At 65.4% G+C, this 22,590-nt stretch carries 21 protein-coding genes; 11 read left to right on the top strand and 10 right to left on the bottom strand.

The window, feature by feature from the left end:
• Positions 1-122: 122 nt before the first annotated feature.
• The 3 genes from AB843_RS18780 to AB843_RS18790 all read right to left on the bottom strand — a co-directional run bounded on the left by AB843_RS18780 (position 123) and on the right by AB843_RS18790 (position 3,793).
• Complete coding sequence (locus AB843_RS18780) at positions 123-1,280, bottom strand: AAA family ATPase (protein ID WP_048648413.1); 1,158 nt, start codon at positions 1,278-1,280, stop codon at positions 123-125.
• 38 nt (positions 1,281-1,318) lie between these two features.
• On the bottom strand, positions 1,319-2,443 hold the full coding sequence (locus AB843_RS18785) for a DUF2333 family protein (protein WP_048648466.1): 1,125 nt from the start codon (positions 2,441-2,443) through the stop codon (positions 1,319-1,321).
• A gap of 69 nt (positions 2,444-2,512) precedes the next feature.
• Entirely contained in the window at positions 2,513-3,793 is a 1,281-nt protein-coding gene (locus tag AB843_RS18790) for a DUF6638 family protein (RefSeq protein ID WP_048648414.1), read from the bottom strand.
• Positions 3,794-3,858: 65 nt separating this feature from the next.
• Here AB843_RS18790 and AB843_RS18795 point away from each other — a divergent pair, with 65 nt between their 5' ends.
• Both AB843_RS18795 and AB843_RS18800 read left to right on the top strand, forming a co-directional pair.
• Positions 3,859-4,041: a type II toxin-antitoxin system HicA family toxin gene (locus AB843_RS18795; RefSeq protein ID WP_048648467.1), complete on the top strand. Its 183-nt coding sequence runs from the start codon at positions 3,859-3,861 to the stop codon at positions 4,039-4,041.
• A gap of 7 nt (positions 4,042-4,048) precedes the next feature.
• Positions 4,049-4,450, top strand: coding sequence for a type II toxin-antitoxin system HicB family antitoxin (locus tag AB843_RS18800; protein WP_244468026.1), 402 nt, complete (start codon positions 4,049-4,051; stop codon positions 4,448-4,450).
• A gap of 64 nt (positions 4,451-4,514) precedes the next feature.
• Here AB843_RS18800 and AB843_RS18805 read toward each other — a convergent pair whose 3' ends face one another.
• The 4 genes from AB843_RS18805 to AB843_RS18825 form a co-directional block, all read right to left on the bottom strand.
• Positions 4,515-6,425 (bottom strand): AAA family ATPase, encoded by a 1,911-nt coding sequence (locus tag AB843_RS18805; RefSeq protein ID WP_048648415.1) that lies wholly within the window; start codon positions 6,423-6,425, stop codon positions 4,515-4,517.
• Between the two features lie 150 nt (positions 6,426-6,575).
• The gene (locus tag AB843_RS18810; RefSeq protein WP_048648416.1) at positions 6,576-7,724 is read right to left on the bottom strand and encodes a hypothetical protein; all 1,149 of its coding nucleotides are present in this window, start codon (positions 7,722-7,724) and stop codon (positions 6,576-6,578) included.
• 226 nt (positions 7,725-7,950) lie between these two features.
• Complete coding sequence (locus AB843_RS18820; protein WP_048648418.1) at positions 7,951-9,039, bottom strand: hypothetical protein; 1,089 nt, start codon at positions 9,037-9,039, stop codon at positions 7,951-7,953.
• A 20-nt stretch (positions 9,040-9,059) separates the two neighbouring features.
• Positions 9,060-9,992 (bottom strand): LysR substrate-binding domain-containing protein, encoded by a 933-nt coding sequence (locus tag AB843_RS18825; RefSeq protein WP_048648469.1) that lies wholly within the window; start codon positions 9,990-9,992, stop codon positions 9,060-9,062.
• A gap of 116 nt (positions 9,993-10,108) precedes the next feature.
• Here AB843_RS18825 and AB843_RS18830 point away from each other — a divergent pair, with 116 nt between their 5' ends.
• Positions 10,109-11,134 carry a YeiH family protein gene (locus AB843_RS18830; protein ID WP_048648419.1) on the top strand — a complete coding sequence of 342 codons (1,026 nt, stop codon included), beginning with the start codon at positions 10,109-10,111 and terminating at the stop codon, positions 11,132-11,134.
• Between the two features lie 6 nt (positions 11,135-11,140).
• Here AB843_RS18830 and AB843_RS18835 read toward each other — a convergent pair whose 3' ends face one another.
• On the bottom strand, positions 11,141-11,767 hold the full coding sequence (locus tag AB843_RS18835; protein WP_048648420.1) for a thymidine kinase: 627 nt from the start codon (positions 11,765-11,767) through the stop codon (positions 11,141-11,143).
• A gap of 382 nt (positions 11,768-12,149) precedes the next feature.
• On the opposite strand from AB843_RS18835, the gene AB843_RS18840 reads away from it, so the two are divergent.
• The 7 genes from AB843_RS18840 to AB843_RS18870 all read left to right on the top strand — a co-directional run bounded on the left by AB843_RS18840 (position 12,150) and on the right by AB843_RS18870 (position 19,125).
• Entirely contained in the window at positions 12,150-13,097 is a 948-nt protein-coding gene (locus tag AB843_RS18840; protein ID WP_048648421.1) for a choline ABC transporter substrate-binding protein, read from the top strand.
• 187 nt (positions 13,098-13,284) lie between these two features.
• Positions 13,285-14,139, top strand: coding sequence for a choline ABC transporter permease subunit (choW, locus tag AB843_RS18845; protein WP_048648422.1), 855 nt, complete (start codon positions 13,285-13,287; stop codon positions 14,137-14,139).
• The gene (gene choV, locus AB843_RS18850; RefSeq protein ID WP_048648423.1) at positions 14,136-15,323 is read left to right on the top strand and encodes a choline ABC transporter ATP-binding protein; all 1,188 of its coding nucleotides are present in this window, start codon (positions 14,136-14,138) and stop codon (positions 15,321-15,323) included. Before choW ends, choV begins: the two co-directional genes overlap by 4 nt.
• 291 nt (positions 15,324-15,614) lie before the next feature.
• Entirely contained in the window at positions 15,615-16,376 is a 762-nt protein-coding gene (locus AB843_RS18855; protein WP_048648424.1) for a 3-hydroxyacyl-CoA dehydrogenase, read from the top strand.
• 7 nt (positions 16,377-16,383) lie between these two features.
• Positions 16,384-17,547, top strand: coding sequence for a CaiB/BaiF CoA transferase family protein (locus AB843_RS18860; RefSeq protein WP_048648425.1), 1,164 nt, complete (start codon positions 16,384-16,386; stop codon positions 17,545-17,547).
• A gap of 7 nt (positions 17,548-17,554) precedes the next feature.
• A complete protein-coding gene (locus AB843_RS18865; protein ID WP_048648426.1) occupies positions 17,555-18,322 on the top strand; it encodes a HugZ family pyridoxamine 5'-phosphate oxidase in 768 nt (255 codons plus the stop codon).
• Positions 18,319-19,125 (top strand): TrmH family RNA methyltransferase, encoded by an 807-nt coding sequence (locus AB843_RS18870; RefSeq protein WP_048648427.1) that lies wholly within the window; start codon positions 18,319-18,321, stop codon positions 19,123-19,125. The genes AB843_RS18865 and AB843_RS18870 overlap by 4 nt, the downstream gene beginning before the upstream one ends.
• 61 nt (positions 19,126-19,186) lie before the next feature.
• Here AB843_RS18870 and AB843_RS18875 read toward each other — a convergent pair whose 3' ends face one another.
• Together AB843_RS18875 and AB843_RS18880 are read right to left on the bottom strand one after the other, a co-directional pair.
• Positions 19,187-20,437 carry a coiled-coil domain-containing protein gene (locus tag AB843_RS18875; RefSeq protein ID WP_048648428.1) on the bottom strand — a complete coding sequence of 417 codons (1,251 nt, stop codon included), beginning with the start codon at positions 20,435-20,437 and terminating at the stop codon, positions 19,187-19,189.
• Positions 20,438-20,602: 165 nt separating this feature from the next.
• The gene (locus AB843_RS18880; protein WP_082143894.1) at positions 20,603-21,265 is read right to left on the bottom strand and encodes a DUF1134 domain-containing protein; all 663 of its coding nucleotides are present in this window, start codon (positions 21,263-21,265) and stop codon (positions 20,603-20,605) included.
• 504 nt (positions 21,266-21,769) lie between these two features.
• Here AB843_RS18880 and chpT point away from each other — a divergent pair.
• The gene (chpT, locus tag AB843_RS18885) at positions 21,770-22,402 is read left to right on the top strand and encodes a histidine phosphotransferase ChpT (protein WP_048648429.1); all 633 of its coding nucleotides are present in this window, start codon (positions 21,770-21,772) and stop codon (positions 22,400-22,402) included.
• Positions 22,403-22,590: the final 188 nt, after the last annotated feature.

Below are 22,590 nucleotides of genomic sequence, written 5' to 3' on the forward strand. Positions count from 1 at the left end.
ACGCAATCGTCCACCATCGCAATAGAGGCGCTGAATGCGTGAAATGCGACAGGGCGTCTTCAGCTCTTTGTCTTTCCGCATTTATGCGGACGTCAGGTGAAACCACCTGACTGCAAAATGCTTCAGCGCGCCGGCCAGGCCCATGCAGGTCTTGGATGTTCTTCCATAACCACCGTCTCGCCCAGTCTCTTGGACAGCGTCAGGGACAAAGCGCCCTCGCAGGCCTCCAACGCCGCCGCCAGCGGCAGCGAATGGGTGACGACGATCAGTTGCGAGGCGTGCGCGGCACGCGCCAGGAGCCGCCCCAGGGGAGCGATCAGGTCAGGATGCAGGCTGGTCTCCGGCTCGTTCAGCACGAGCAGGGACGGCGGTCTGGGCGACATCAGGGCCGCGACCAGGAACAGATAGCGCAGCGTTCCATCGGAGAACTCGGCTGCGCGCAGCGGCCGCAGCAGGCCCGGCTGTCGCATCTGCACCTCGAAGGCGCCGTCATTGACGGCGATTTCCAACGTGCAGTCGGGAAACGCGTCGTCGATGGTTTCCATGAGCCCTTCCGCGTCGCCGATCTCGATGATGGTCCGCATGGCGGCGGCGAGATCCGAGCCGTCGGAGGCCAGGACGGGCGTTCGCGTGCCGACCTGCGGCCGCCGCGCGGCTGCCTCCGGGTCCGTGCGGAAATGATCGTAGAAACGCCAGCCCCGCATGCGGTCGCGCAGGACGAGAAGCTCCAGCGCGTTCTTCGGGTCCGCCGCATGGGTCATCATGCTGTCGAAGGGCGCGAGGCTCTTCAGGACGGAGGCGTGCCTGCCGGCCTCGTCGAGAATGCTGACATGCGGCCCGTTGCGCTGAGCGAACACATTGCGCCGCGACAGGGCTTCGCCGGCCCAGACGGCCTCCGCCTTGATCTCCGGGTCGCGCTCGAACATGCTGATGGATGGAGGCGGAAGACCGAGATCGATGGCGTAGCCATAGTCCTCATCCGCATAGCCGAGCTTCAGGCTGATGGGGTTTTGCCGCACCGTGCCCTGGACGGGCTGGAACCCGGCCTTCATACCGGCGGAGAATTTTTCCGGACCGGCCCACAGCGTCGAGCCCAATCCGCCCTCACGCGCCAGGGCGGCGATGACCCCGCCCTGGGCGGTGTCGGCAAGCAGGCGGATTGCCTTGTAGACGCTGGATTTCCCGCTGCCATTGGCCCCAGAGATCACATTCAGCCGGCCGAGCGGCAGCACGATGTCGCGCAGCGAGCGATAGCCGGAAACGGCAATGGTCAAAAGCATCGGCGCCTCGTCTCAACCGCATCCGACCGCGAACGGCGTCAGCGGTCGAGCACCTGCCGCAGCTCGACCAGGTTCGAGCGCACGCGCAAGACGTAAAAGCCCATCGTCGCCAGATGGGTCGGCATGATCCAGCCCGCCTCGTTGCCGTTGGAGATGATGAACGGCTTGATCTGCAGGGCGGAGGAGAATTGCTGCTCGGTCGCGTCCCACAGCGAGCCGAGCGAGCGCTGCTTGACGACATCCTCGAAATCGGCGTTTGCCGCGTGCAGCAGCCCGTAATAGGCGTAGAGCTGGCCATAGGCGAACCAGAAGCGGTCATCGGCGCGCGTGTCGAACCAGCCGCCGTTGAAATTCTCCGAGCGCTCGCGCAGGATCGCCGAGGTCGAGCCGATGTCGCTGGCGATGCGGTCGAGAAACTGGATCAGGTTGTCGGCGCGCGCGTCGAACACGGCGTCGCACCTGACCAGCCGGTCGTTGAACGAGCGCAGGCTCTGCACCGCCGTGCGGTAGAAGGTCGGCGTGGGTGTTTTCGGGCCGAACGGGTTCAAGCCGAAATACCAGCTGTTTTCGGAGAACTGGATGTTCTCGCGCGCCCGCTGCAGATCGTTGTCGATCTGCGAGGTGCCGCGCACGCGGCCGAGCGCGTCGACCAGTTCGACCGCCGTGCGGCGCACCGCCTGGTTGACGCCGCGCTGGAACGACGCCTTGTTGTCGAAGAACGGCGTGTTGTCCCAATCGATGCCGAAGAAGCCGGCCTTGTAGAGCAGCATGGAGGAAATCCATGCATTCTGGTTGACGTTGAAATCGGTGAGATCGGCCGCCACATCGACAATCGCCGAGCGTCCGCAGGTGCGCGACGTGTCGCTGCCGGAAGCCGCCGACACCTGCTCGCCGGCAGAGACGTTGCGCGCGGCGAGATTGTACTTCTGCACGTAGTTGGGATCGAAACCCGTCCACATCTGGGTCTGCGCGAAGAAATAGGCGTAGAGCCCGACGAACAAGAGGACAACCAGCCCGACGCTGCCGCGAATGATCCAGCCCCGCTTGGTGTACCAGCGGCCCGCCGCCAGGAACGGCCAGAGGATCCAGGCGATCAGGAGGCCGATGCCCCGCCCGATCCAGTGAAAGACGCGGGTGAAGAAATTCACGATCGGATCGAGCACGGGATTCCCCATCTTCCTGTTTTTCCGCATTTATGCGGACGTCAGGTGAAACCACCTGACTGCAAAATGCTATAGGCCATAGAGGCGCTTTCGCAGCGCCGGTTTATCCCTGAGATAGGCGGTTTTGAGCCGTGCCACAACATATTCGCGCCAGGCCTCCGAATAGTCCTCGTAATCGCGATAGAAGCCCTGCTTGTTGAACACGTAGCGGGCGATGAAATCGGACGGCACGAAATCGGAGATCAGCCGGTTGGTCAGCCAGGCGTCGGGATGCTCCGGCTCGGCGCGCGTGACGAGGAAGCGCAGATGCGGCGCGATCTCCTCCATTTTCAACTGGCCGAGCTGGCCGATCTCGCGCACCGCCGCATTGAGGAAGGGAAACACGCCGTCGCGCGTCACCAATTCGGCGTTGCGGTGCGTCCAGGTCTGCAGCCAGACCGGGTCCATGCGGGAGAAATCCTGATCGGGATTGGACCGGCGGACAAGGTCTGTCAGCGCCATCTCGGCCCGGTGAATGAGGTAACCTGACCCTTCGATCCACGAGGCGCGCGGCAGTTGGATGCGCCCCGTCTCGGCGAGGAAGCGGAAGATGCGCGCCGGATCGTCCTTCGGCAGATAGCTCACCTGCCACGGCCGCGAGCGGCGGAAGCCGGGCGTGGCGGGATCGGCGATGACGGTCGTCGTGTCGCGGTCGGCGAAGATGTAGACGCCGCCGAAATGGCTGGTCCAATAGGCATCGTGGCGGAACACCACCTGCTCCGGCACAAGCTTGTTTTCGCGGATGTCGCCCGTGTCCCTGGCCAGCGCGACCATCCGGTTCAGCAGTTCGTCGTCGCGCCATGTGTCCGGCTCGTGCTTGACGCGGTCGGCCAGCCTGCCGAGCTCCGCCGCCTTGCCGAGCAGGTCTTCCGCCGACAGGACCTTGAATTCCACCTGGACGATGGACAACAGATCCTCGATGTCGCGCACCTCGCTCACCTGCTCCTCGATCTCGCCATAGACCACGTCCTTGATGGTGATGGCGTTGATGGCGCGGGCATTCTTGCTCATGAACTCGTAGACGAGCTGCGAGGTGTTGGAGAAAGCCGTGTGGACGACGGGCAGCTCGATCTGCGCCGGGGTGAGGATGATGAAGCGGCGGTTGACGCCGTTGGGATCGAGATATTGCTCGTCCTTCAGCGCCTCGGCGATCTGCGGCGAGAAGCCGGTGCGGTCGATCTCGAAGGATTCGAGCTTGGTCGGCTTGAGCCCGAACGCCTCCAGCGCCTTGTTGTAGCGCACGATCAGGTGCGGCTCCTCGATCTTGAGGAGGCGGCCGAAGATCAGCTCGTTGTCGCGCAGGAGGTTCATGGAGGAACTCTTGAAATCCGATGCCTTGATGTGTATTTTAATCCACACTTAAAGGGCAAACGATGATTGAGACCAACTCCCGAAAAATCATCGAGCGCCTGAAGAAAGACGGATACGAACTGGTAAACGTTCGCGGATCGCATCACAAGTATCGGATGGGCGAACGAACGGTGGTCGTTCCGCATCCCAAGAAGGATTTACCGCTTGGCACGGCACGCAACATCGCCAAGAGCGCCGGGTGGATTTAAGGAGCGCATGGACGTGCCTCATTACATCGCCATCGTTCACAAGGACGAAAACAGCGCCTACGGCATCAGCTTCCCTGATCTGCCGGGTTGCTTTTCAGCGGCGGACGCGGAGGCCGAGATCCTTCCCAACGCCATGGAAGCGCTGGAACTCTATTTCGAGGACGTTTCGGAGCATCCCGCGCCGAAAGGCATCGAAGCGCTTCGCGCCATGCCGCAGATCGCCGCCGATCTGGCTGCGGGAGCCTATCTGATCGCCGTTCCTCACCGCTTCAATGCCGGCAAGTCCCAGCGCGTCAACATCACGCTCCCCAAGGGGCTGCTGAAGCTGATCGACGAGGAGGCCACGCGGCGCAAGATGACGCGTTCGGCCTTCATCGGACAGGCGGCGGAACGGGAAGTGCTGGAGTAGGGCACGGCTATCCACGCTCGTTTGTTTCCTGAATGGCGAAGCAAATGCAGATCCGTTTTTCACGTCACCCGCTCCAAACACCCCTCGCCTTCATGTCCTCGATCTCGCGCACCGCGCGCTCGCGCAGCCTCTGGTCGCGGACGAGGTTGGAGATGGCCGCATCGTCCGAGCGGTCCGAGTAACGGAACTCCGAATCCGCGTAGCGGTTGATCTCCTGCATCACCATGGCCATGGTGAAGGGCTTGCGCAGTTCGGCGATCATCGCCTTCTTGTCATCGTAGCCCTTGCGCATGAAGGCGTCCGGCGTCTCGAACCATTGGTCGGGAAGCTCGATGTCCATCGCGCGCATCTTGATGGCGTCGGTGATGTTCTTGATCGCCCGGCCGGTGAAGCGCGGCTCGGCCAGCTTGATCTCGTGCAGATAGGCGCCGATGTCGGTCAGCGTCTTCGGCTCGCCGCGCTCGTCCAGGAAGCGCTCATAGACTTGTCTGAGCCCGTCTTCCTGCGGTTTGGAATGCGCCTCGTAGGCCGTTTCCACCGCCCGCTTGATCTCCTGCGAGGCGTAGAGTTCATGCTCGCCGAGCGGGATCGCATGGTTCTTGCCGGCGAGCAGCACGAAGATGTCGACATAATCCTCCAGCGTCTGCGGCCCGTCCACCAGCCAGCGGGCGCCGGCCCGCTGGCGCAGCGCGTCGTCGACATTCTCGGGATAGTTGGAGAACATGCCGAAGGTGCAATTGCCGCGGATGACCGTGGCAGCACCCGCAAAGCTCTCCATCAGCACACCCGTCACCTCCTGTTGGCCGGCCGATGCGCGGTCGTCGGAGCGCTTGGCCGCCACCTGGTCGATGTCGTCCACCGTGCCGAAGCCGATGGCGCGCGGGCTGAGCACATTGTCGACGAACTGCTTGCAGTTCTGGCCCGACTTGCCCTGGTAGGAGGAAATCTGGTCGACGCCGAAATTCTCGTAGTGGAACGGCACGCCCGCCACCTGGCAGTAATCGTTCAGCAGGCCGGCCGTCATCTGGATCAGGATGGTCTTGCCGGTGCCCGGCGCCCCGTCGCCGATGAAGGTGAACAGGAAACCGCCCAGTTCGACGAACGGGTTCATCTGGCGGTCGAAATCATAGGCCATCAGCATCTTGGCAAGCTTCATCGCCTGGAATTTGGCGATGTGGTTGCCGATGATCTCGTTCGGCTTCTTGAAGCTCATCACCAGCGGCTTGCGCTTCCGCCCCGGCGCCACATCGAAACCGTCGAGCGTAAAATCGTCGGCCTCCAGCCGCATATGCGCGTCCTCGAAGGCGCCGAGGCCCGAGAAGCGGCCGCGCCGCTGCAAGAGGCCCTCGATCGCCACGCGCGCCACGGCGCGGGCCCGCGCCGTCATGGCCGTCTCGTCGGGCGCGCCGGCGATGGCCCGGTCGAGCGCGGCGATGACGCTTTTCAGCGCGTCCTGCGGCGTCTCGAACTGGAACGCCGGCTCCGGCGTGTCGTTGGCCGGCTCCGCGTCGGCATCGAGCATCTGCAGGAGATAGGAGGAAAGCGTGAAGGCGGCGACATAGGCTGACGCCTGCAGCAGCGCGTGATAGGTCTGCGCCGCCTCGCCCTCGAGCGCGCTGCGGGCGTTCTTCGCCTGCAGGCTCTCCAGTTCGGTCGAGCGGGCGAACACGCCGCCGACGGCCAGCGCCACCGCCGCCCCGCGCCGGGCGCGGTAGAGCAGCGCGTGCTGGGCGATGGACAGCATCGGATCGCCCTGGCGGACGCTGGCGACCGACTTGGCGAACTCCACTTCGCGCGTCTTGCGCAGCGAACCCGCCGACACGGTCGAGACGAAGCGCCGGCCGGTGCCGGCAAGCTCGGTCTTCGAACGGCCGCCATCCTCCTCCATCACGACGAAGCGCGTGACGAGGCTTTGCGCCGTGGCGCGGTGGGTCTCGATGTCCTTCTCGTCGATGGTCGTCAGGCCGGTGTCCATGGAAGCTCCTGGTTTGTCAGGCGACACGACCGCCCTTCAGCCTTGGCCTCTCCCCACAGACGGGAAAAAGGGGGCGTCGATGCGGGCGCGTTTCTTTCGACTGCGACACCAACTCGATGCCAGGAGTTGATGACGGTCTGGTTGAGAGCCCTACACATCCGTGATCACCCTGCCGCCCGAGATCACATGCACGTCGTAGCCTTCAAAAATCTTCTGCGCCTCGCCGGCGGCGTACAGCGCCTGGTAGGCTTCGTGCGGCACCAGCGCGTGCTGCTCATAGGCGCTGACGCCCATGCGCGCGGCATCCAGATCGTCCGTGTCGATGTGGAACTCGTCGCGTGCCGGCTCGCTCGACCACAGGCCCTTGCGCGCCGGGCGCTCGGCCTTTGAGTAGACCTCCTGCACCGTCCAGGTCAAAAGCCAGGCATTGTCCCGCCGGCGCACCTTCGACAGCACCTCGGAGACGGCCGAATTGTTCTCGGTGATGCCGGCCGTGTAGAACGGCCCGAGCACGACGCGGCGCAGCTGCTTGGGGTGCAGCGTGTCGAAATCCTTGTCGAGATTGCCGGCGATGGTGGCCGGCGACAGGGAATAGGCGGAGTTCTTCTCGGCGAACTCGTCGAAACGATGCGCCAGTTCCGGGTTCAGCAGACCGCCGACCGGCAGTCCGATCTCGATCTTCTCGTTGAGCTTGCCGTCGGCGGCGACGAGCGTGCCGAGCATTTTCGGCGAGGAATCCTCGACCGCCGCCATGTAGACCATCGGCAGGCTGGACGAACCGTCGAACGCCCCCCAATGAACGAGGTAATAGGGCCGCCTGGTCTTCGGGTTGACCGAAACGCGCACCGTCTCCGGCAGGATGAAGGGCGAGAAGATCTTGCCCTCCTTCACCTCCTCCAGATACAGGCGCTCGGCCATGGAGCGCTGCAGATCGGCGGGGAATTCGCGGTGCCGGAGGATGAAGTCGACCATCTCGGCGCGCAATTCGTCGGGCGCGGAAATGCCGGCCAGCCGCTGTTCGGCCTGGCGCCTGTCGTTTTCCAGTTCGAGCACGCTCTGGAACACGGGATAGCCGCTTTCGGCACGCTGGATGCGAAACTTGTCCATGAAGCCGAGCCGGTTCTGCCAGCAGGCGAAGGAGCGCTCCAGCCGGCCGATATAGGGCGCCACCACCTCGGCCACGACGCCGTGGTTCTGGAAGGGCGATGCCGTGCGGTCGCCGAAATAGACGCCGAGCCCCTCGAGCGCTGCGGCGATGGCCTCGAAATAGCGCGCGGCCGCGTCATTGGCGGCGTTCATGGTTTGGGCATCTTGGAAAGGTGGGGCGCCGTACCCCCCTCTGGCCTGCCGGCCATCTCCCCCTCAAGGGGGGAGATCAGGCGGTGGAGACGATCAATGCCAATCACGAACGACCGCGTAAGGGCGCTGCACTGTTGCAAGCCAATCTCCCCCCTTGAGGGGGAGATGCCCGGCAGGGCAGAGGGGGGCGTGCAAGGCCCCGACATTTCAAGCATTCTCACAACCATCACGCCCGGATGTAATTCGCCGCGTCGTGCTTCTTCATCACGTCTTCGAAGCGGCGGGCGAAGGCGTCGTCGGCGAGCTTCTTGCGGCGCTGGATGTCGGCGGTGGTCACCATGTTCTTCTCGTGCAGTTCGAGCAGGTCGCCGATGTGCCGCTGGGCGGCCGCACCGATGCCGGCCATCGTCTCCTCGGCCGTGTTGTCGACCTTCGAACCCAGCGTGTTGATGCGGTGGGCGACGTCCTGCTGGGCCGCCGTCTTCAGCGAATCCTCCAGCGCCTTGTAGAGGACGATGCGCTGCTCGGTGTCGATGGTCAGCTTGTTGATCAGCGTCGATTGCGCCGCGATCTGGTTGTTGAGCGAATCGACGAAGGTCTGGAACATCGAGGTGTAGCGCTCGAGCGTCTGGCTTTCGGCGAGCAGTTCCTGCTCCTTGGCCTGCGCCTCGTTGTAGTCGGTGGCGAGCTTGGAACGCTCGCCCTCGAGCTTCGTCCGGTCCTTCTGGTTGGTGGAGGCGGCGATGCGGTTTTCGATGTCGAGCAGCATCGGGTTCAATTCCTCGATGCGCTTCTGCGTCGTCTCGAGGCTGTCCATCGTCGCCTTGCGCCGCTCGATGACCTTGGCGAGGCTCGCTTCGGAGGTCTGGTAGCGCTCCTCCAGCACCTGCTTCTGGTCCTTCAGGATGCCGGTGATGGTGTCGGACTTGGACAGCAGCTCCTGCAGATTGCCGGCCAGCGACATGTTGCGCACGCGCTCGGTGCGCATGCGCTGCATGCGCTGCTTGGAGAACATGCCGATGAATTTTTCCCAGGCCGTATGGGATTTCATGCTCTCGAACTCGGAACCGAAGACGTTGGTCGCGTCCTCGAGGCCGATGATCAGGTCGGCGATGTTGGTCTCCATCACCCTTTGCTGCGAAAGCACATCGGAGATGCGGGCGTTCTCGATGTCGAACTCGGCCTGGCCGATCTTCTCGTCGGTGCGCGCCAGCTTGTCGAGGACCGTGCCCGACTGCTCGATCTTCGAGCGCATATCGTCCACCACCTCGCGCGTCCTGGCGATCTCCGTGTCGAAATTCTGCAAGGTGGCCATAATGGTGCGCTCCGCAAGGGTCAGGGTCGCGGAAATATATGTGGCGCCGCCGACGATTGAAAGACGTTACCGGCTTCCATGCATAATTCCTCCAGCGCCGTCGATGCGGCGCTTTGCCGGCGCTCCTTGTGGCGCAGCAGGCTGAAGGCGCGCGCGCCGAGCTCGATCCCGGCGACGGACAGCATGCCGCGCTCGATCAGCGGGCTGGCGGCGGCCATCGACACGGCCGCCGCGCACGGCCCCGAGCGCACCGCCGAAAGCACCGCCTCGTTCGAGGGAAAGGCGAGCACCACGTTGAGCCCCTGCGGATCGACGCCCATGCCGCCAAGGGCACTTTCAAAGGCGGTGCGCGTGCCCGACCCCTCCTCGCGCATGATCCAGGCGCTGCCCGAAACCAGTTCGCGCGGCGCGAGCAGTCGACCGTCCGCCCAGGGATGGCCGGGCGCCACCACCACGGCCAGAACGTCGCGGTCGACAGTCCTGACCGCCAGCGCCGGCTCGGACACGGCCCCCTCGACGAGACCGACCTCGGCGGTGCCTTCCAGCATCGCCTCGGCCACCTGCCGCGTGTTGCCGACCGTCAGATTGAGTGCGATGCCCGGATAGCGCTCGTGAAAGCGCATCAGCACCGGCGGCAGCCAGTAGCTGGCAATGGTCTGGCTGGCGTGGATGGCGAGCGCGCCGCGCCGCAGCCCGCCGAGTTCCGACAGCATGGTCTCGGCCGAGCGCACCCGCGCCAGCGTTGCCCGCGCCTCGGCGAGGAACACATTGCCGACGCGGGTCAGCTCGATGCGCCGGCCGACGCGATGGAACAGCTCCACCCCGTAATAGCGCTCGAGCGCCTTGATGGCGGAACTGACCGCCGAAGGCGTGCGCCCGACGGCGGCGGCCGCCTGGGTCAGGTGCTCACGCTCGGCGACGGCGACGAAAATCTGCAATTGCTCGAAGGTCATCGTGCGAAGGCCACAGCGTTCATTCGATTTTATCGAATGATTCATGCCATACTATTCGATAGAAGTCGACAAATGCCCGTGCGACCACAAGGCCACCATCGCATCGGGCCGAATTCATGCAGTCGCTTCGCCATCCATTTAATTTCATTCCTGGCCCTCTCCTTCCCGGCATCCTCCTGTCGGTCGGCGTTGCCGCGCTGGCGCTCGCCGCCGCCTGGGCGGAGCGCGCATTGCTGGGCGATGCGTGGCTCGAGGGGCTGGTGCTGGCGATCCTGTTCGGCGCGGCGGTCAGTTCGCTGGCCCGGCTGCATCCGGCCTTTCGCCCCGGCATCGATTTCTGCGCCAGGACGGTGCTCGAAGTGGCGATCGTCCTGCTCGGCGCATCGATCAGCGTCACGGCGCTTGGCGAAGCGGGCTTCGGCCTGGTCGGCGGCATTGTCGGCGTGGTCTGCGTGTCGCTCGTCGCCGGCTATGCGATCAGCCGGGCGCTCGGCCTGTCGCCGCGCCTGGCGACGCTGGTCGCCTGCGGCAATTCCATCTGCGGCAATTCGGCGATCGCCGCCGCAGCCCCCGTCATCCACGCCGAATCCGACGATGTGGCGGCGTCCCTCTCCTTCACCGCCTTCCTCAGCATCCTCGCCGTCCTGCTCCTGCCGGTGCTTTACACGCTGTTTGGCATGAGCGCCCTGCAGTCGGGCGTCTTCGCCGGCCTCACCGTCTATGCGGTGCCGCAGGTGCTGGCGGCCGCCGCCCCCGCCGGCGCGGTCGGCATCCAGATCGGCACGCTGGTCAAGCTGGTCCGCGTCCTGATGCTCGGCCCGGTGATCTTCCTGCTCGGCCTCGCCTATGGACGCCAATCGGGCAGCCGCCCGTCATTTTCCCAGATGGTGCCGTGGTTCATCCTCGGCTTCCTCGCCATGATGGCGCTGCGCTCGCTCGACCTGATCCCGGCCGCGGCCCTGCCGGTGACGGAGCACGCGTCAAGCCTGTTGACCATCGTCGCCATGGCCGCGCTCGGCCTGACGGTCGACGTCAGGAGCGTGATGAAAACCGGCGGCCGTGTCGTGCTGGCAGCCCTTCTGTCGCTCGGCGCGCTCGGGCTGATCAGCTACGCGCTGATCCGTTTCCTCGGCATCGCCTGACGCGCCTCATTCGGCGCCGAGCGCGCTGCCGGCAAAGCCGACCAGGTCCTCGGCGCGCCAGCGGCCCATCTCCTCCTCCCAGTGCCGGCGGCACAGGGAGACGTAGACATCCTTGCCGATGGCCACCTGGGCGCCCTTCTTCGCCACCTTGCCGTCCGGCCCGAGCCGCACGACCATGGTCGCCTTGCGGCCGCAGCGGCAGATGGTGCGCACCTCGCGCAATTCGTCGGCCAGCGCCAGGAGCGCCTGCGAGCCGGAAAACAGATTGCCCTGGAAATCGGTCCTCAGCCCGTAGCACATGACGGGAATGCCGAGCCGGTCGGCGACCCGCGCCAACTGCCAGGCCTGATCCTCGGTCAGGAACTGCGCCTCGTCGACGAACACGCAATGGACGCTCGTGTGGTCGTGATGCTCGGCGATGCGGGCATAGAGATCGTCGCCGTCGCGGAACATTTCGGCATCCGCCTCGAGCCCGATGCGCGAGGAAATATAGCCCGTGTCTTCCTTCTGGTAGTGGCCGGCGACGAACAGCATCGTCGCCATGCCGCGCTCGCGGTAATTGTACGACGCCTGCAGGAGCATGGTCGTCTTGCCGGCATTCATCGTCGCATAGTGGAAGTAGAGTTTGGCCATTGCCCGTGCCGCTGCCAAGTCCTGATGGTCTGACCGAAACAGATGGGAACCATCTGTTTCGATAAATCAGCCCACAAGCTATTGATCCGGTGGGGCGATTTTTCCCAACAGATGGGTACCATCTGTTGGGGCCGCACCACGAGTGTGATTGCCTCCCATAAACAACACCTGACCGGCCAAGGAAACGCCTGGCCGCGCGTCATCCACGGGATTGCGCGTCGCAAACCGCCGCCTGCGCGGCGCAGACGGACCGCCCTTTGGGCTTGCGGCTGGCCCGAAATGGTGGTTGCCTTTGAGCAAGCAATAAAAACCGGCTAAGGCGCGTCCTTCGCCGCCCGAAGAATCGCAAAGAATTACAAAAGAATCACAGAGGAGAGCAGCCATGTTATCGAGCCGCCAGGCAACCATCGTTCTTGGACTTGCGGTCAATTTTGCCGCCGGCGCGGCCCTCGCCGCCGATCCGGAAGCCTGCAAGTCCGTCACCTTCTCCGATGTCGGCTGGACCGACATCACCGCCACCACCGCCACCGCCACCGTGCTGCTCGAAGGGCTTGGCTATGCGCCCGAGACGCAGGTCCTCTCCGTGCCTGTCACCTATGCCTCGATGAAGAACAAGGACATCGACGTCTTCCTCGGCAACTGGATGCCGACCATGGAGGCCGACATCGCCCCCTACCGCGAAGACGGCACGGTGGAGACGCTGGTGACCAATCTGGAAGGCGCGAAATACACGCTGGCCGTGCCGAAATACACCTATGACGCCGGCCTGAAGAGCTTTGCCGACATCGCCAAATTCGCCGACAAGCTGGATGGCAAGATCTACGGCATCGAGCCGGGCAATGACGGCAACCGGCTGATCCTCGACATGATCGAGGGCGACACGTTCGGCCTGAAGGATTTCGATCTGGTCGAAAGCTCCGAGGCCGGCATGCTGTCGCAGGTGCGCCGCGCGGCCGGCGCAAAGCAGGACGTGGTCTTCCTCGGCTGGGAGCCGCATCCGATGAACGCCAACATCGAGATGGCCTATCTGGAAGGCGGCGACGATGTGTTCGGCCCGAACTACGGCGGCGCCACGGTCCACACCAACACCCGCGCGGGGCTGGCCACCGACTGCCCCAATCTGGGCAAGCTGCTGAACAACATGGTCTTCTCGCTGCAGATGGAAAACGAGATCATGGGCAAGATCCTCGATGACGGGCAGGAGCCGCAGAAGGCTGCGACCGAATGGCTGAAGGCCAATCCGGACGCCATCACGCCCTGGCTGGACGGCGTGACGACATTCGCCGGCGAGCCCGGCCTCGACGCCGTGAAGGCGCATCTGGGAATGTAATCATCAGTATGCGGGCGCCCGCCCCTCAACCTTACCCTCTCCCCGTGAACGGGGAGAGGGGGACGCCGACGTCGCAGCAAGCTTCCTTCTCCCCGCAGGCGGGGAGAAGGGTGCGCAGCACGCAGGCGGATGAGGGGCAGACCGCACCTGCACAAAGGAACTCCACCAAAAGGAATCCCCTCCGCCCATGGACCCGCTCTCCGCATGGATCGCAGACTGGAAAATCCCCATCGGCCGATGGGGCCGTGACTTCTTCGATTTCCTGACGACCAACTTCGCCTGGGTCTTCGACACGCTGGCCGATGTGTTGGCCAGCATCCTCGATGCCTTCGTCGATCTGCTGCTGGCGGTTCCACCGATCCTGCTGGTGCTGATCGTCGCTGCAATCGCCTATGCGCTGCAGCGCTCCTGGAAACTGGCAATTGCCGTGGCCCTCGGCCTGCTCTTCATCATCAATCAGGGACTGTGGAAGGAGACCATCGAGACGCTGGTGCTGGTGGTCGCCGCCGCCACCGTATCCATGGCCATCGGCGTGCCGGTCGGCATATGGGCGGCGCACAACCCGCGGGTCTACAAGGTACTGCGCCCCGTTCTGGACCTCATGCAGACCTTGCCGACTTTCGTCTATCTGATTCCCGTTCTTATTCTTTTCGGCCTCGGCGCCGCCCCCGGCCTGATCGTCACCGTCATCTTCGCCGCCCCCGCCCCCATTCGCCTGACCTATCTCGGCATCACCTCCGTGCCGCAGCCGATGCTGGAAGCCGGCCAGGCGTTCGGCGCGACGAAGCGGCAATTGCTGTGGAAGGTGGAACTGCCGGCCGCCCTGCCCTCGATCATGGCCGGGCTGACCCAGTGCATCATGCTGTCGCTGTCGATGGTGGTCATCGCCGCGCTGATCGGTGCCGACGGGCTCGGCAAGCCGGTGGTCAGGGCGCTGAACTCGGTCAACATCCCGCTTGGGCTCGAGGCGGGGCTGGCCATCGTCGTTCTGGCGATCATCCTCGACCGCATCGCCCGCATCGAGCGGGGGAGCGACCGATGACCACGGCAGTGAATTTTCAACAGGTGGACATCCTGTTCGGCACCGATCGGCAAAGGGCCGACGCGCTGCCGCTGGTCGATGCCGGCAAGAGCCGCGCCGACATCCTGGCCGAGACCGGCGCAGTGCTCGGCTGCGCCGGTTGCGACCTGACGGTCGAGCGCGGCGAGATTTCCGTGCTGATGGGGCTTTCGGGTTCGGGCAAATCGACCCTTTTGCGCGCCGTCAACCGGCTCAACACCGTGGCGCGCGGCCATGTCACCGTGCATGACGGCGACTGGCAGGCCGATGTCGTGACCTGCTCGCAAGCGGAGCTCAGGAAAATCCGCCGCGAATGCGTGGCGATGGTGTTCCAGCAATTCGCCCTTTTGCCCTGGCGCACCGTGGCGGAAAACGTCGGCTTCGGCCTGGAACTGGCCGGTGTGCCCGCCAGGGAGCGCACCGAGCGCGTCATGGCGCAGCTCGAACTGGTGCATCTCACCGACTGGGCCGGCAAATACGCGCACGAATTGTCCGGCGGCATGCAGCAGCGCGTCGGCCTCGCCCGCGCCTTCGCCACACAGGCGCCGATCCTGCTGATGGACGAGCCTTTCTCGGCGCTCGATCCGCTGATCCGCACCAAGCTGCAGGACGAGCTGCTGGAACTCCAGGACCGGCTGAAGAAGACGATCCTCTTCGTCAGCCACGATCTGGAGGAGGCCCTGAAGATCGGCAACCGCATCTCGATCATGGAGGGTGGCCGCATCGTCCAGACCGGCACGCCGGAGGACATCGTCCTGCGGCCGGAAAACGATTACGTCCGCGACTTCATCGCCAATGTGAACCCGCTCTCGGTGCTGACGGCGTGGAACGTGATGCGCGACGTGCGCGACCTGGAGGCGGCGGGCGACGGCTGGATGTGGCTCGACCGTCGCCAGACGACCCGCTTCAAGCTCGACGCCAACATGCTGGTGATCGACGCCGAGCGCAATGGCGCGCCGGCCATCTGGGTCTCCTGCGACAACATGGAGAAGATGCCGGAAGACAGGCCGAAGGTCTATTGGGCCACCGCCGGCACGCCGCTGAAGACGGTGATGCAGGCCATGCACCAGTCGCAGACCGCACCGGTCGCGCTGTTCGACGAGGCCTCGCGCTTTGTCGGCGCCATCGGCATCCGCGATGTGCTGAGGGCGGTGATCAGGCGGTAGTGTGGGAACGACACCCCCTTCGTCATCCCGGCCGAGCGAAGCGAGAGCCGGGACCCATTGAGAAGCGCGGACGTTCTCCGCAGCGGGCGGGGCAGTGCCGACATGCGCCAAGGTGAGAACCGGGTAGCGCTTTACGTTGCTCGTCCAATAGGCCCCGGATAGCCCTCACGGGCTTCCGGGGTGACGAAGGGAACCGTCGGATGAGCGTCAACCGTCGCTCTTTGTTCCACCTTCCCCGATGCGAGAAGCCCCGCTACTGTGCCCGCATCTTAACCCAAGGGAGACCAGTTCATGAATCCATCCGGCATTGTTGCGATCGTCACGGGCGGCGGCTCGGGGCTTGGCGAGGCCACGGCGCGGGCGCTGGCGGCGAAGGGCGCGAAGATCGCGATTGCCGATGTGGGCATGGAGCGGGCCGAGAACGTGGCGGCCGATCTGGGCGGCATCGCCGTCAAATGCGACGTGACCAGCGCCGAGGATGGCGAGAACGCCATCAGGACGGTGAGCGAGAAGCTCGGCGGGCCACGCATCCTCGTCAATTGCGCCGGCATCGCCATCGCCGTCAAGACGGTCGGCAAGGACGGCCCGCACCCGCTCGACCTTTATCGCAAGGTCATCGAGATCAATCTGATCGGCTCGTTCAACATGATCCGCCTGTTTGCCGCAAAGGCGCAGGAGCTGGACCCGCTCGAGGGCGGTGAGCGCGGCGTCATCATCAACACCGCCTCGGTGGCCGCCTTCGACGGCCAGGTCGGCCAGGCCGCCTATTCCTCGTCGAAGGGCGGCATTGTCGGCATGACCCTGCCGATCGCCCGCGACCTGTCGCGCGCCGGCATCCGCGTCTGCACCATCGCGCCGGGCATCTTCAAGACGCCGATGATGGCTGGCCTGCCGGAAGACGCCCAGGCATCGCTCGGCCAACAGGTGCCGTTCCCGCCACGGCTCGGCGAACCTTCCGAATATGCCAGCCTCGCCTGCCACATCGTCGAGAACCAGATGCTGAACGGCGAGACGATCCGCCTCGACGGCGCCATCCGCATGGCGCCCCGATAGGACGGGCATGGACGACGCGCGCAAGGGACCTCTGGCCGGCCTGGCGATCATGGAAATGGCGGGACTGGGACCGGTGCCGCTCGCCGGGCTGATGCTGGCCGAGATGGGCGCGCAGGTGTTGCGCGTCGAGCGCAAGGACGCGGCGCGCGCCTTCCTGAACGTGCCGCCGCAATACGACCTCGACCGGCATGGACGGGAGATCCTGAAGCTCGATCTGAAGACGGACGAGGGCCGCGCCCTGCTCCTGAAGCTGATCGGGGGCGCCGACGTGCTCATCGAGGGCTTTCGCCCCGGCGTGATGGAGCGGCTGGGCGCCGGGCCGGATGTGGCGCTTGCGCGCAATCCGCGCCTCGTCTACGGCCGCATGACCGGGTTCGGCCAGGAGGGGCCGCTCGCCGCCCGCGCCGGCCACGACCTCACTTATCTGGCCTATAGCGGCGTGCTTTCGATGATCGGCCGCAAGGACGCGCCGCCCGCGCCGCCGCTCAATCTCGTCGGCGACTATGGCGGCGGGACGATGTTCCTGATCGCCGGCGTGCTGGCGGCGCTCGTCGAGCGCGCGCAGTCGGGCAAGGGACAGGTGGTCGACGCGGCCATGATCGACGGCGCATCGATGCTGGCCGCACCGTTTTTCGGCTTCGCCGCCACCGGCTTCTGGCGGCAGCAGCGCGGCGAGAACCTGCTCGACGGCGGCGCGCCCTTCTACGACACCTACGAGGCCGCCGATGGCGGGCACGTGGCGGTTGCCTGCCTGGAGCCGCAATTCTTCGCCGAGTTCGCCCGCCTGCTGCCGCTCGAAGCGCGCTTCGCCCAGGCACAATACGATCAGGCGGGCTGGCCGGACATGCGCGCCGCCATTGCAGCCAGGATCAGTGAGAAGCCGCGCGACGCCTGGGCGGCGCTGTTTGCCGAGACCGATGCCTGCGTCGCGCCGGTCCTGTCGCTCAAGGAGGCGGCCGGGCATCCACACAATCGCGCCCGCGACACCCATGCGGCACGCGACGGGTTTACCCGGCCTGCCCCCGCGCCGCGCTTTTCGCGCACGCCGGGCGCCGTGTCGGAGCCGGCCCGGCCGGCAACCGCGCTCGCCCGCTTCGGCATCACGCCGGAAGACGCCGAGAGACTTGCAGCCGACGGCATCATCGGCGATGGAGACGCTTCAACCAATTGAGGCGAAGATGAGCGAAGCGAAAAAAGACGTCCTCCTGGAAACCGACGCGGCGGCCATCAGGCTTGCCAGAACCCTTTTGCGTGCCGCCCGCTTCGCCGCCCTGGCGACGCTCGACCCGGAGGACGGCGCCCCCTTCGCCACGCGCGTCGCCACCGCAACGGACATGGATGGCGCGCCGCTGATCCTCGTCTCCGGCCTTTCGGCCCATACGAAGGGACTGGAAGCCGAACCGCGCTGCTCGCTGCTTCTCGGCGAACCGGGAAAAGGCGACCCGCTGGCGCACCCCCGCCTGTCGCTGAAGGCAACGGCTCGCAAGCTCGAACGCGGCAGCGACGCGCAGCTTCGCGCCGAGCGCCGCTACCTCGCCCGTCATCCGAAGGCGAAGCTCTATATCGGCTTTCCCGACTTCGCCCTGTATCGCCTGGAACCGGACGCCGCCCTGCTCAATGGCGGCTTTGCCCGCGCCTATCGCCTGCTGCGCGACGAATTGCTGACCGATAGCCCGGCGCTCGCCGCGCTGGCCGAGGCCGAACACGGCGCCATCGCCCATATGAACAGCGACCATGCGGACGCCGTGGAAAACTATGCGCGCCACTTCGCCGGCGGCCCCGCCGGCAAATGGCAACTGACCGGCATCGACCCGGACGGCATCGACCTGGCGCTCGGCGACGAGACGCGGCGCATCTTCTTCGCCGAACCGCTGACCGATGCCGGCCAAATGCGCCCCATGCTGGTGGCGATGGCCAAGGAGGCCCGCGCGGGCCTTGGCGGATGACACGCGCGCTGATCGAGATCGACGACGCCGACGATCCGCGCATCGCCGCCTATCGCGACATTCGCGAGCGCGACCTGGTCGGCCGCCAGGGCCGCTTCGTCGCCGAGGGGCGCGTGGTGCTCAACGTGCTGTTCTCGACCAGCCGCTTTGCGGCCGAAAGCGTATTTTTGCGTGAGAACCGGGTGGCGGGGCTCGGCGAGCTCATCGCCCGCATCCCCGCCGATGTGCCGGTCTATGTCGCGGGCGCGGCGGTGATGGACGCGATCGCCGGCTTCGAAATGCATCGCGGCGTCCTGGCCGTCGGCCGGAAGCCGGACACCGACGGCGCCGCGCTGCTCGACGCCCTGCCCCGCTCGGCGCTGGTCGTCGCCCTGTCGGGCATTGCCAACCATGACAATATGGGGTCGATCTTCCGCAACGCGGCCGCGTTCGGCGCCGCCGCCGTTCTCCTGACCGAGGATTGCTGCGACCCGCTCTACCGCAAGGCGATCCGCGTCTCGGTGGGGGCGGCGCTGAAAGTGCCGTTCGCCCGCTTCGCTGAAGCCGAGGGGCTGGCCGAAGCGCTTGACGCACGCGGGTTTTCGCTTCTGGGCTTAAGCCCGCGCGGCACGCAGGACATCGCCGATGTGCGGCGCGCCGACCGCCAGGCGCTGTTCCTCGGCAGCGAGGGAGACGGCCTGTCGGCGGAATTGATGCATCGCCTGCCGACGGCGCGCATCGCCATGATGGAGGATTTCGACAGCCTCAACGTGGCGGCCGCCTCGGCGATCGCGCTGCACCGGCTGTGGCGGGCGGGAGCCTAGCATTACAGGTGCGACAGGGCGCCAGCGTGAAAAAACAGTAGAACTAGACAGAAATCACTTGTTACCGGTTACCGGCCGCCTCGCGCAGGGCGCGGATGCGGTCGGCAAGGCTGAGGGGATGCGCGCCGGAGGCCGCATCCTGCATGGCCGACAGCGCCTGGTCGACGGGCGAACCGGTGCCCTCCAGCGCCGCCGTCAGGCTGACCACTTCGGCCGCCAGGCTGGCGATCTGTTCGCGCAAGGCCGCGTCATCGCCCCCCGCATCACTGCCGCCATGGCCAGGCGCGGTCTTGTCGCCCGCCGCCTGCAATGCGCCGCGCAGCTTCTTGTTTTCCTTGAGAAGCGTCGAAAGGCGCGCTTGCAGTTTTTCCCGCTCGGCGGAAGACACACCTGCCGGAGCGCTGGTTGCGCCGGTTGAGCCGCTGCCGGCCATGAGGCTGCGCATCTGCAAGGATTTGTCGGCCAGTTCCATCGCCAGCCGGTCGCGCTCCTCTTCCGCCGCGCGCAGCCGCTTGGCAGCGTCCGCCGACAGGCTTGCAGCACTCATTTCCTTGGTTTCCTTGCGCAAACGGGCCACCTCGCTTTCGCGCCGCTCCAGCTTCTCCTGCTCATTGGACAGGGCGGTCATCTGGCTCTCCAGCTTCCTTTGCAGGTCGGCGTTGCGCTTTTCCTCCACCCGCAACCTGGCATCCGCCTGCTTGTGCGCGGCGACGGCCTCGCGCATGCCGCGCACGGCTTCCTTGCGCTGGTTGCGCGCCGCGCTCAACTCGTCTTCCAGCTTGCGCACGTCGGTTTCGCGCGCCGCCAACTCGATCTGCCGGCTGCTTGCCGCAAGGCGCTCCTCCTCGTGCATTTCCTCGAGCCGTTCGAGCGCGCTGCCGCGCGCCTCCAACTCGGCCAGAGCCGCCTCGAGGCGATCCGACAGGTCGGCGATGGTCCGGGCCGCCTGGTCGAGCGCGGCGGACTGCTCGGCCGTCTCGCCGCGCAACGCGGCGATCGCCTCGTCCTGCGCGGCGCGCGCCTCGGCAAGGGTTTTCGCCTCCTCGCCGATGCGCGACAACTCGACCAATTGCGTCGATGTCTTCCGGTTCAGCGCCTCGATGTTCATTTCCAGCCGACGCGCGGCCATGGCGTGCCCCGCCCTCAGCCGATCCTTCTCGGCCTCCAGCTCATTGGCCGACAAAGGCATGGAGGCTTCGATGCGCTTGGTGGTGAGATGAACCGCGCGCCGCCAGAACAGCGGCGCCGCCAGCAACGCCAGGAAGCCGGCGGAGAAAAACCCCAGGAGGAAAAGCAGTATGGTCTGGATCACCGCGCAAACCTGTCTCACTACGGAAGCAAGCAACCGACCCACATGCGGGCCTCTCCCTTGCGTCACGCAAAAACCCCGGCGCGTCAAGCCGCGCCGGCCCGGGCGTCATCGCCCGGCGCATATGACGCTACACGGGCGCCTTGTTTTAACGCAGTTTCCCGGCAATCAGAACGGGTTCCAGGTGGGACCGGGGGTCAGCTTCAGATATCCGAGATTGACGCCCAGCCGCGCACCGACGCCGGTGCGGATCGGCACCAGGACCATGTCGTTGTTCTTCAAGGCGTTGAAGCCGAGGCCCGCCACCAGATAGGCCGAGCCGGCCACACCGGCAAAGCGCTTGTACAGCGCATCGACCGAATTCAGATTGTAGACGAGGATCATCACGCGCGATCCGTTGCCGCCGAAATCCCAGCCGATCGACGGGCCCTGCCAATACACCGGATGATCCCCGGCATTCTTCGTGTGCAGTTTGCCTTCACCGTAGATCAGGCCGCCGACGAATGCGCCGGACGCCTCCTCGCCCAACACGTAGCCGTTGGGCAGGCCATAGGACGAGAACACTTTTTCGACGACGGTCGCCAATCCGCCGGTGGTCGCGCCGAAGAAGCCGTGCCCGGCATCGACGATCTCCTGCGCCGTATAGCCATTGTCGGCACGCGCCGCCGACCCCGCCGACAGGAAGGCGACGCCAAGGGTGAGCAGGAACAAGGCGGCACCGACGTGCCGCGCCCAGCCGAACAGCCGCGAACGGTGCGCGACCGGTTTGTTTTCCGCATCCACACCGCCGCCATGCGACGCCGTCTGACTGCAAAACGCTATCACAGGCATATACAAATCTCCGTCCGTGAGGGGGCGCGCGGCAATCGGCCGACGCCTCTCCCGCCGCCCCGCAACGAGCCACGATTTCCTAAAAATAGACCGCGAATCTTTTCCAACCATTAACCTCGTCTGCAAACATGGCGGGTCGATGGCCGTTTCCCCTCCTGGTTGCCGGCAAAACCCGGCCCCGGCGCCGCATTGGAGCGCCGTGCGTTCATTCGGACGCAGGAAGGACGATCCAGCATTTTGAATCTATGCATCGTGCTTTCCGAAAATCGATTCCGATTTTCGGGCCGATGCTATAGCCGCCAAGCTGTTGCCGCGATTGTCGGGCCTGTGTAACCAAAGACGGCGCGTTCCACGATCTGATTCGCTCGCAGGCCGATCCCGGATTTCGGCGCGACACCGCGGGAAGATCGCCCGGGCATCGCGAGAGCAAAGACCCCGCCAAAATCACCGCTTCGGGTGGGATTGCGGCTTTATTTGGCAACAACATCTGGAGGACAGGTGACCATGTCCGAACTTCTCTCCCTGAGCGCGCCCGATCTTGCCGCTCTTTTGTGCAGCCGCGTGTGCCACGACATCATTTCGCCGGTCGGCGCCATCAACAATGGGCTGGAACTTCTCGACGAGGGCGGCGCTGACGAGGACGCGATGAGGCTGATCCGCGCCAGCGCGGTCAACGCCTCGGCGCGCCTGCAGTTCGCCCGCATCGCCTTTGGCGCCGCAGGCTCGGCCGGCATGCAGATCGACACGGGCGACGCCCAGGCGGTCGCCACCGCTTTTCTCGCCAATGAAAAACCGGATCTCGAATGGACGGGCGTGCGCGCGCTGCTGCCGAAGAACCAGGTCAAGCTGTTGCTCAACCTGGTGCTCGTCGCCAACGCGGCGATCCCGCGCGGCGGCCGGCTGCGCGTGGCGCTGGAGGCCGAGGGTAGCAACCCCGCCTTCACCATCGCCGCCGAAGGCCCGATGCTGCGCGTGCCGCCGAAATTCCTGGAGCTGCATTCGGGCGGCCGCCCGGAAGAACCGATCGACGCCCACAGCGTGCAATTCTACTACACGTTGCTCCTGGCCAGGGAAACCGGCATGCAGATCAACATCCGCGCCACCGCCGAAGAGATCATTCTCAGCGCCGGCGCCTGACCGGCAAGGAGAGCGCATGCGTCGATCGCACGCACAAGGGACACTCAATCTTCTCGTTTTCCGCATTTGTGCAGACGTCAGGTGATTCCACCTGACTGCAAAATGCTTCAGCGAATGGGCCGTCCGAAAAACAATTCCGTATCGAAACTTTTACCATAAGTCTTTGCGGAGGGTTTACCAGAACGCGC

This window comes from Nitratireductor soli (assembly GCF_001050155.1).
GTDB lineage: Bacteria > Pseudomonadota > Alphaproteobacteria > Rhizobiales > Rhizobiaceae > Nitratireductor > Nitratireductor soli.

Bases quoted from the DNA above. Each gene is read 5' to 3' on its own strand.
- AB843_RS18780 (WP_048648413.1), bottom strand. From the start codon at position 1,280: ATGCTTTTGACCATTGCCGTTTCCGGCTATCGCTCGCTGCGCGACATC.
- AB843_RS18790 (WP_048648414.1), bottom strand. From the start codon at position 3,793: ATGAACCTCCTGCGCGACAACGAGCTGATCTTCGGCCGCCTCCTCAAG.
- AB843_RS18800 (WP_244468026.1), top strand. From the start codon at position 4,049: ATGGACGTGCCTCATTACATCGCCATCGTTCACAAGGACGAAAACAGC.
- AB843_RS18805 (WP_048648415.1), bottom strand. From the start codon at position 6,425: ATGGACACCGGCCTGACGACCATCGACGAGAAGGACATCGAGACCCAC.
- AB843_RS18810 (WP_048648416.1), bottom strand. From the start codon at position 7,724: ATGAACGCCGCCAATGACGCGGCCGCGCGCTATTTCGAGGCCATCGCC.
- AB843_RS18820 (WP_048648418.1), bottom strand. From the start codon at position 9,039: ATGGCCACCTTGCAGAATTTCGACACGGAGATCGCCAGGACGCGCGAG.
- AB843_RS18825 (WP_048648469.1), bottom strand. From the start codon at position 9,992: ATGACCTTCGAGCAATTGCAGATTTTCGTCGCCGTCGCCGAGCGTGAG.
- AB843_RS18830 (WP_048648419.1), top strand. From the start codon at position 10,109: ATGCAGTCGCTTCGCCATCCATTTAATTTCATTCCTGGCCCTCTCCTT.
- AB843_RS18835 (WP_048648420.1), bottom strand. From the start codon at position 11,767: ATGGCCAAACTCTACTTCCACTATGCGACGATGAATGCCGGCAAGACG.
- AB843_RS18840 (WP_048648421.1), top strand. From the start codon at position 12,150: ATGTTATCGAGCCGCCAGGCAACCATCGTTCTTGGACTTGCGGTCAAT.
- choW (WP_048648422.1), top strand. From the start codon at position 13,285: ATGGACCCGCTCTCCGCATGGATCGCAGACTGGAAAATCCCCATCGGC.
- choV (WP_048648423.1), top strand. From the start codon at position 14,136: ATGACCACGGCAGTGAATTTTCAACAGGTGGACATCCTGTTCGGCACC.
- AB843_RS18855 (WP_048648424.1), top strand. From the start codon at position 15,615: ATGAATCCATCCGGCATTGTTGCGATCGTCACGGGCGGCGGCTCGGGG.
- AB843_RS18860 (WP_048648425.1), top strand. From the start codon at position 16,384: ATGGACGACGCGCGCAAGGGACCTCTGGCCGGCCTGGCGATCATGGAA.
- AB843_RS18865 (WP_048648426.1), top strand. From the start codon at position 17,555: ATGAGCGAAGCGAAAAAAGACGTCCTCCTGGAAACCGACGCGGCGGCC.
- AB843_RS18870 (WP_048648427.1), top strand. From the start codon at position 18,319: ATGACACGCGCGCTGATCGAGATCGACGACGCCGACGATCCGCGCATC.
- AB843_RS18880 (WP_082143894.1), bottom strand. From the start codon at position 21,265: ATGCCTGTGATAGCGTTTTGCAGTCAGACGGCGTCGCATGGCGGCGGT.
- chpT (WP_048648429.1), top strand. From the start codon at position 21,770: ATGTCCGAACTTCTCTCCCTGAGCGCGCCCGATCTTGCCGCTCTTTTG.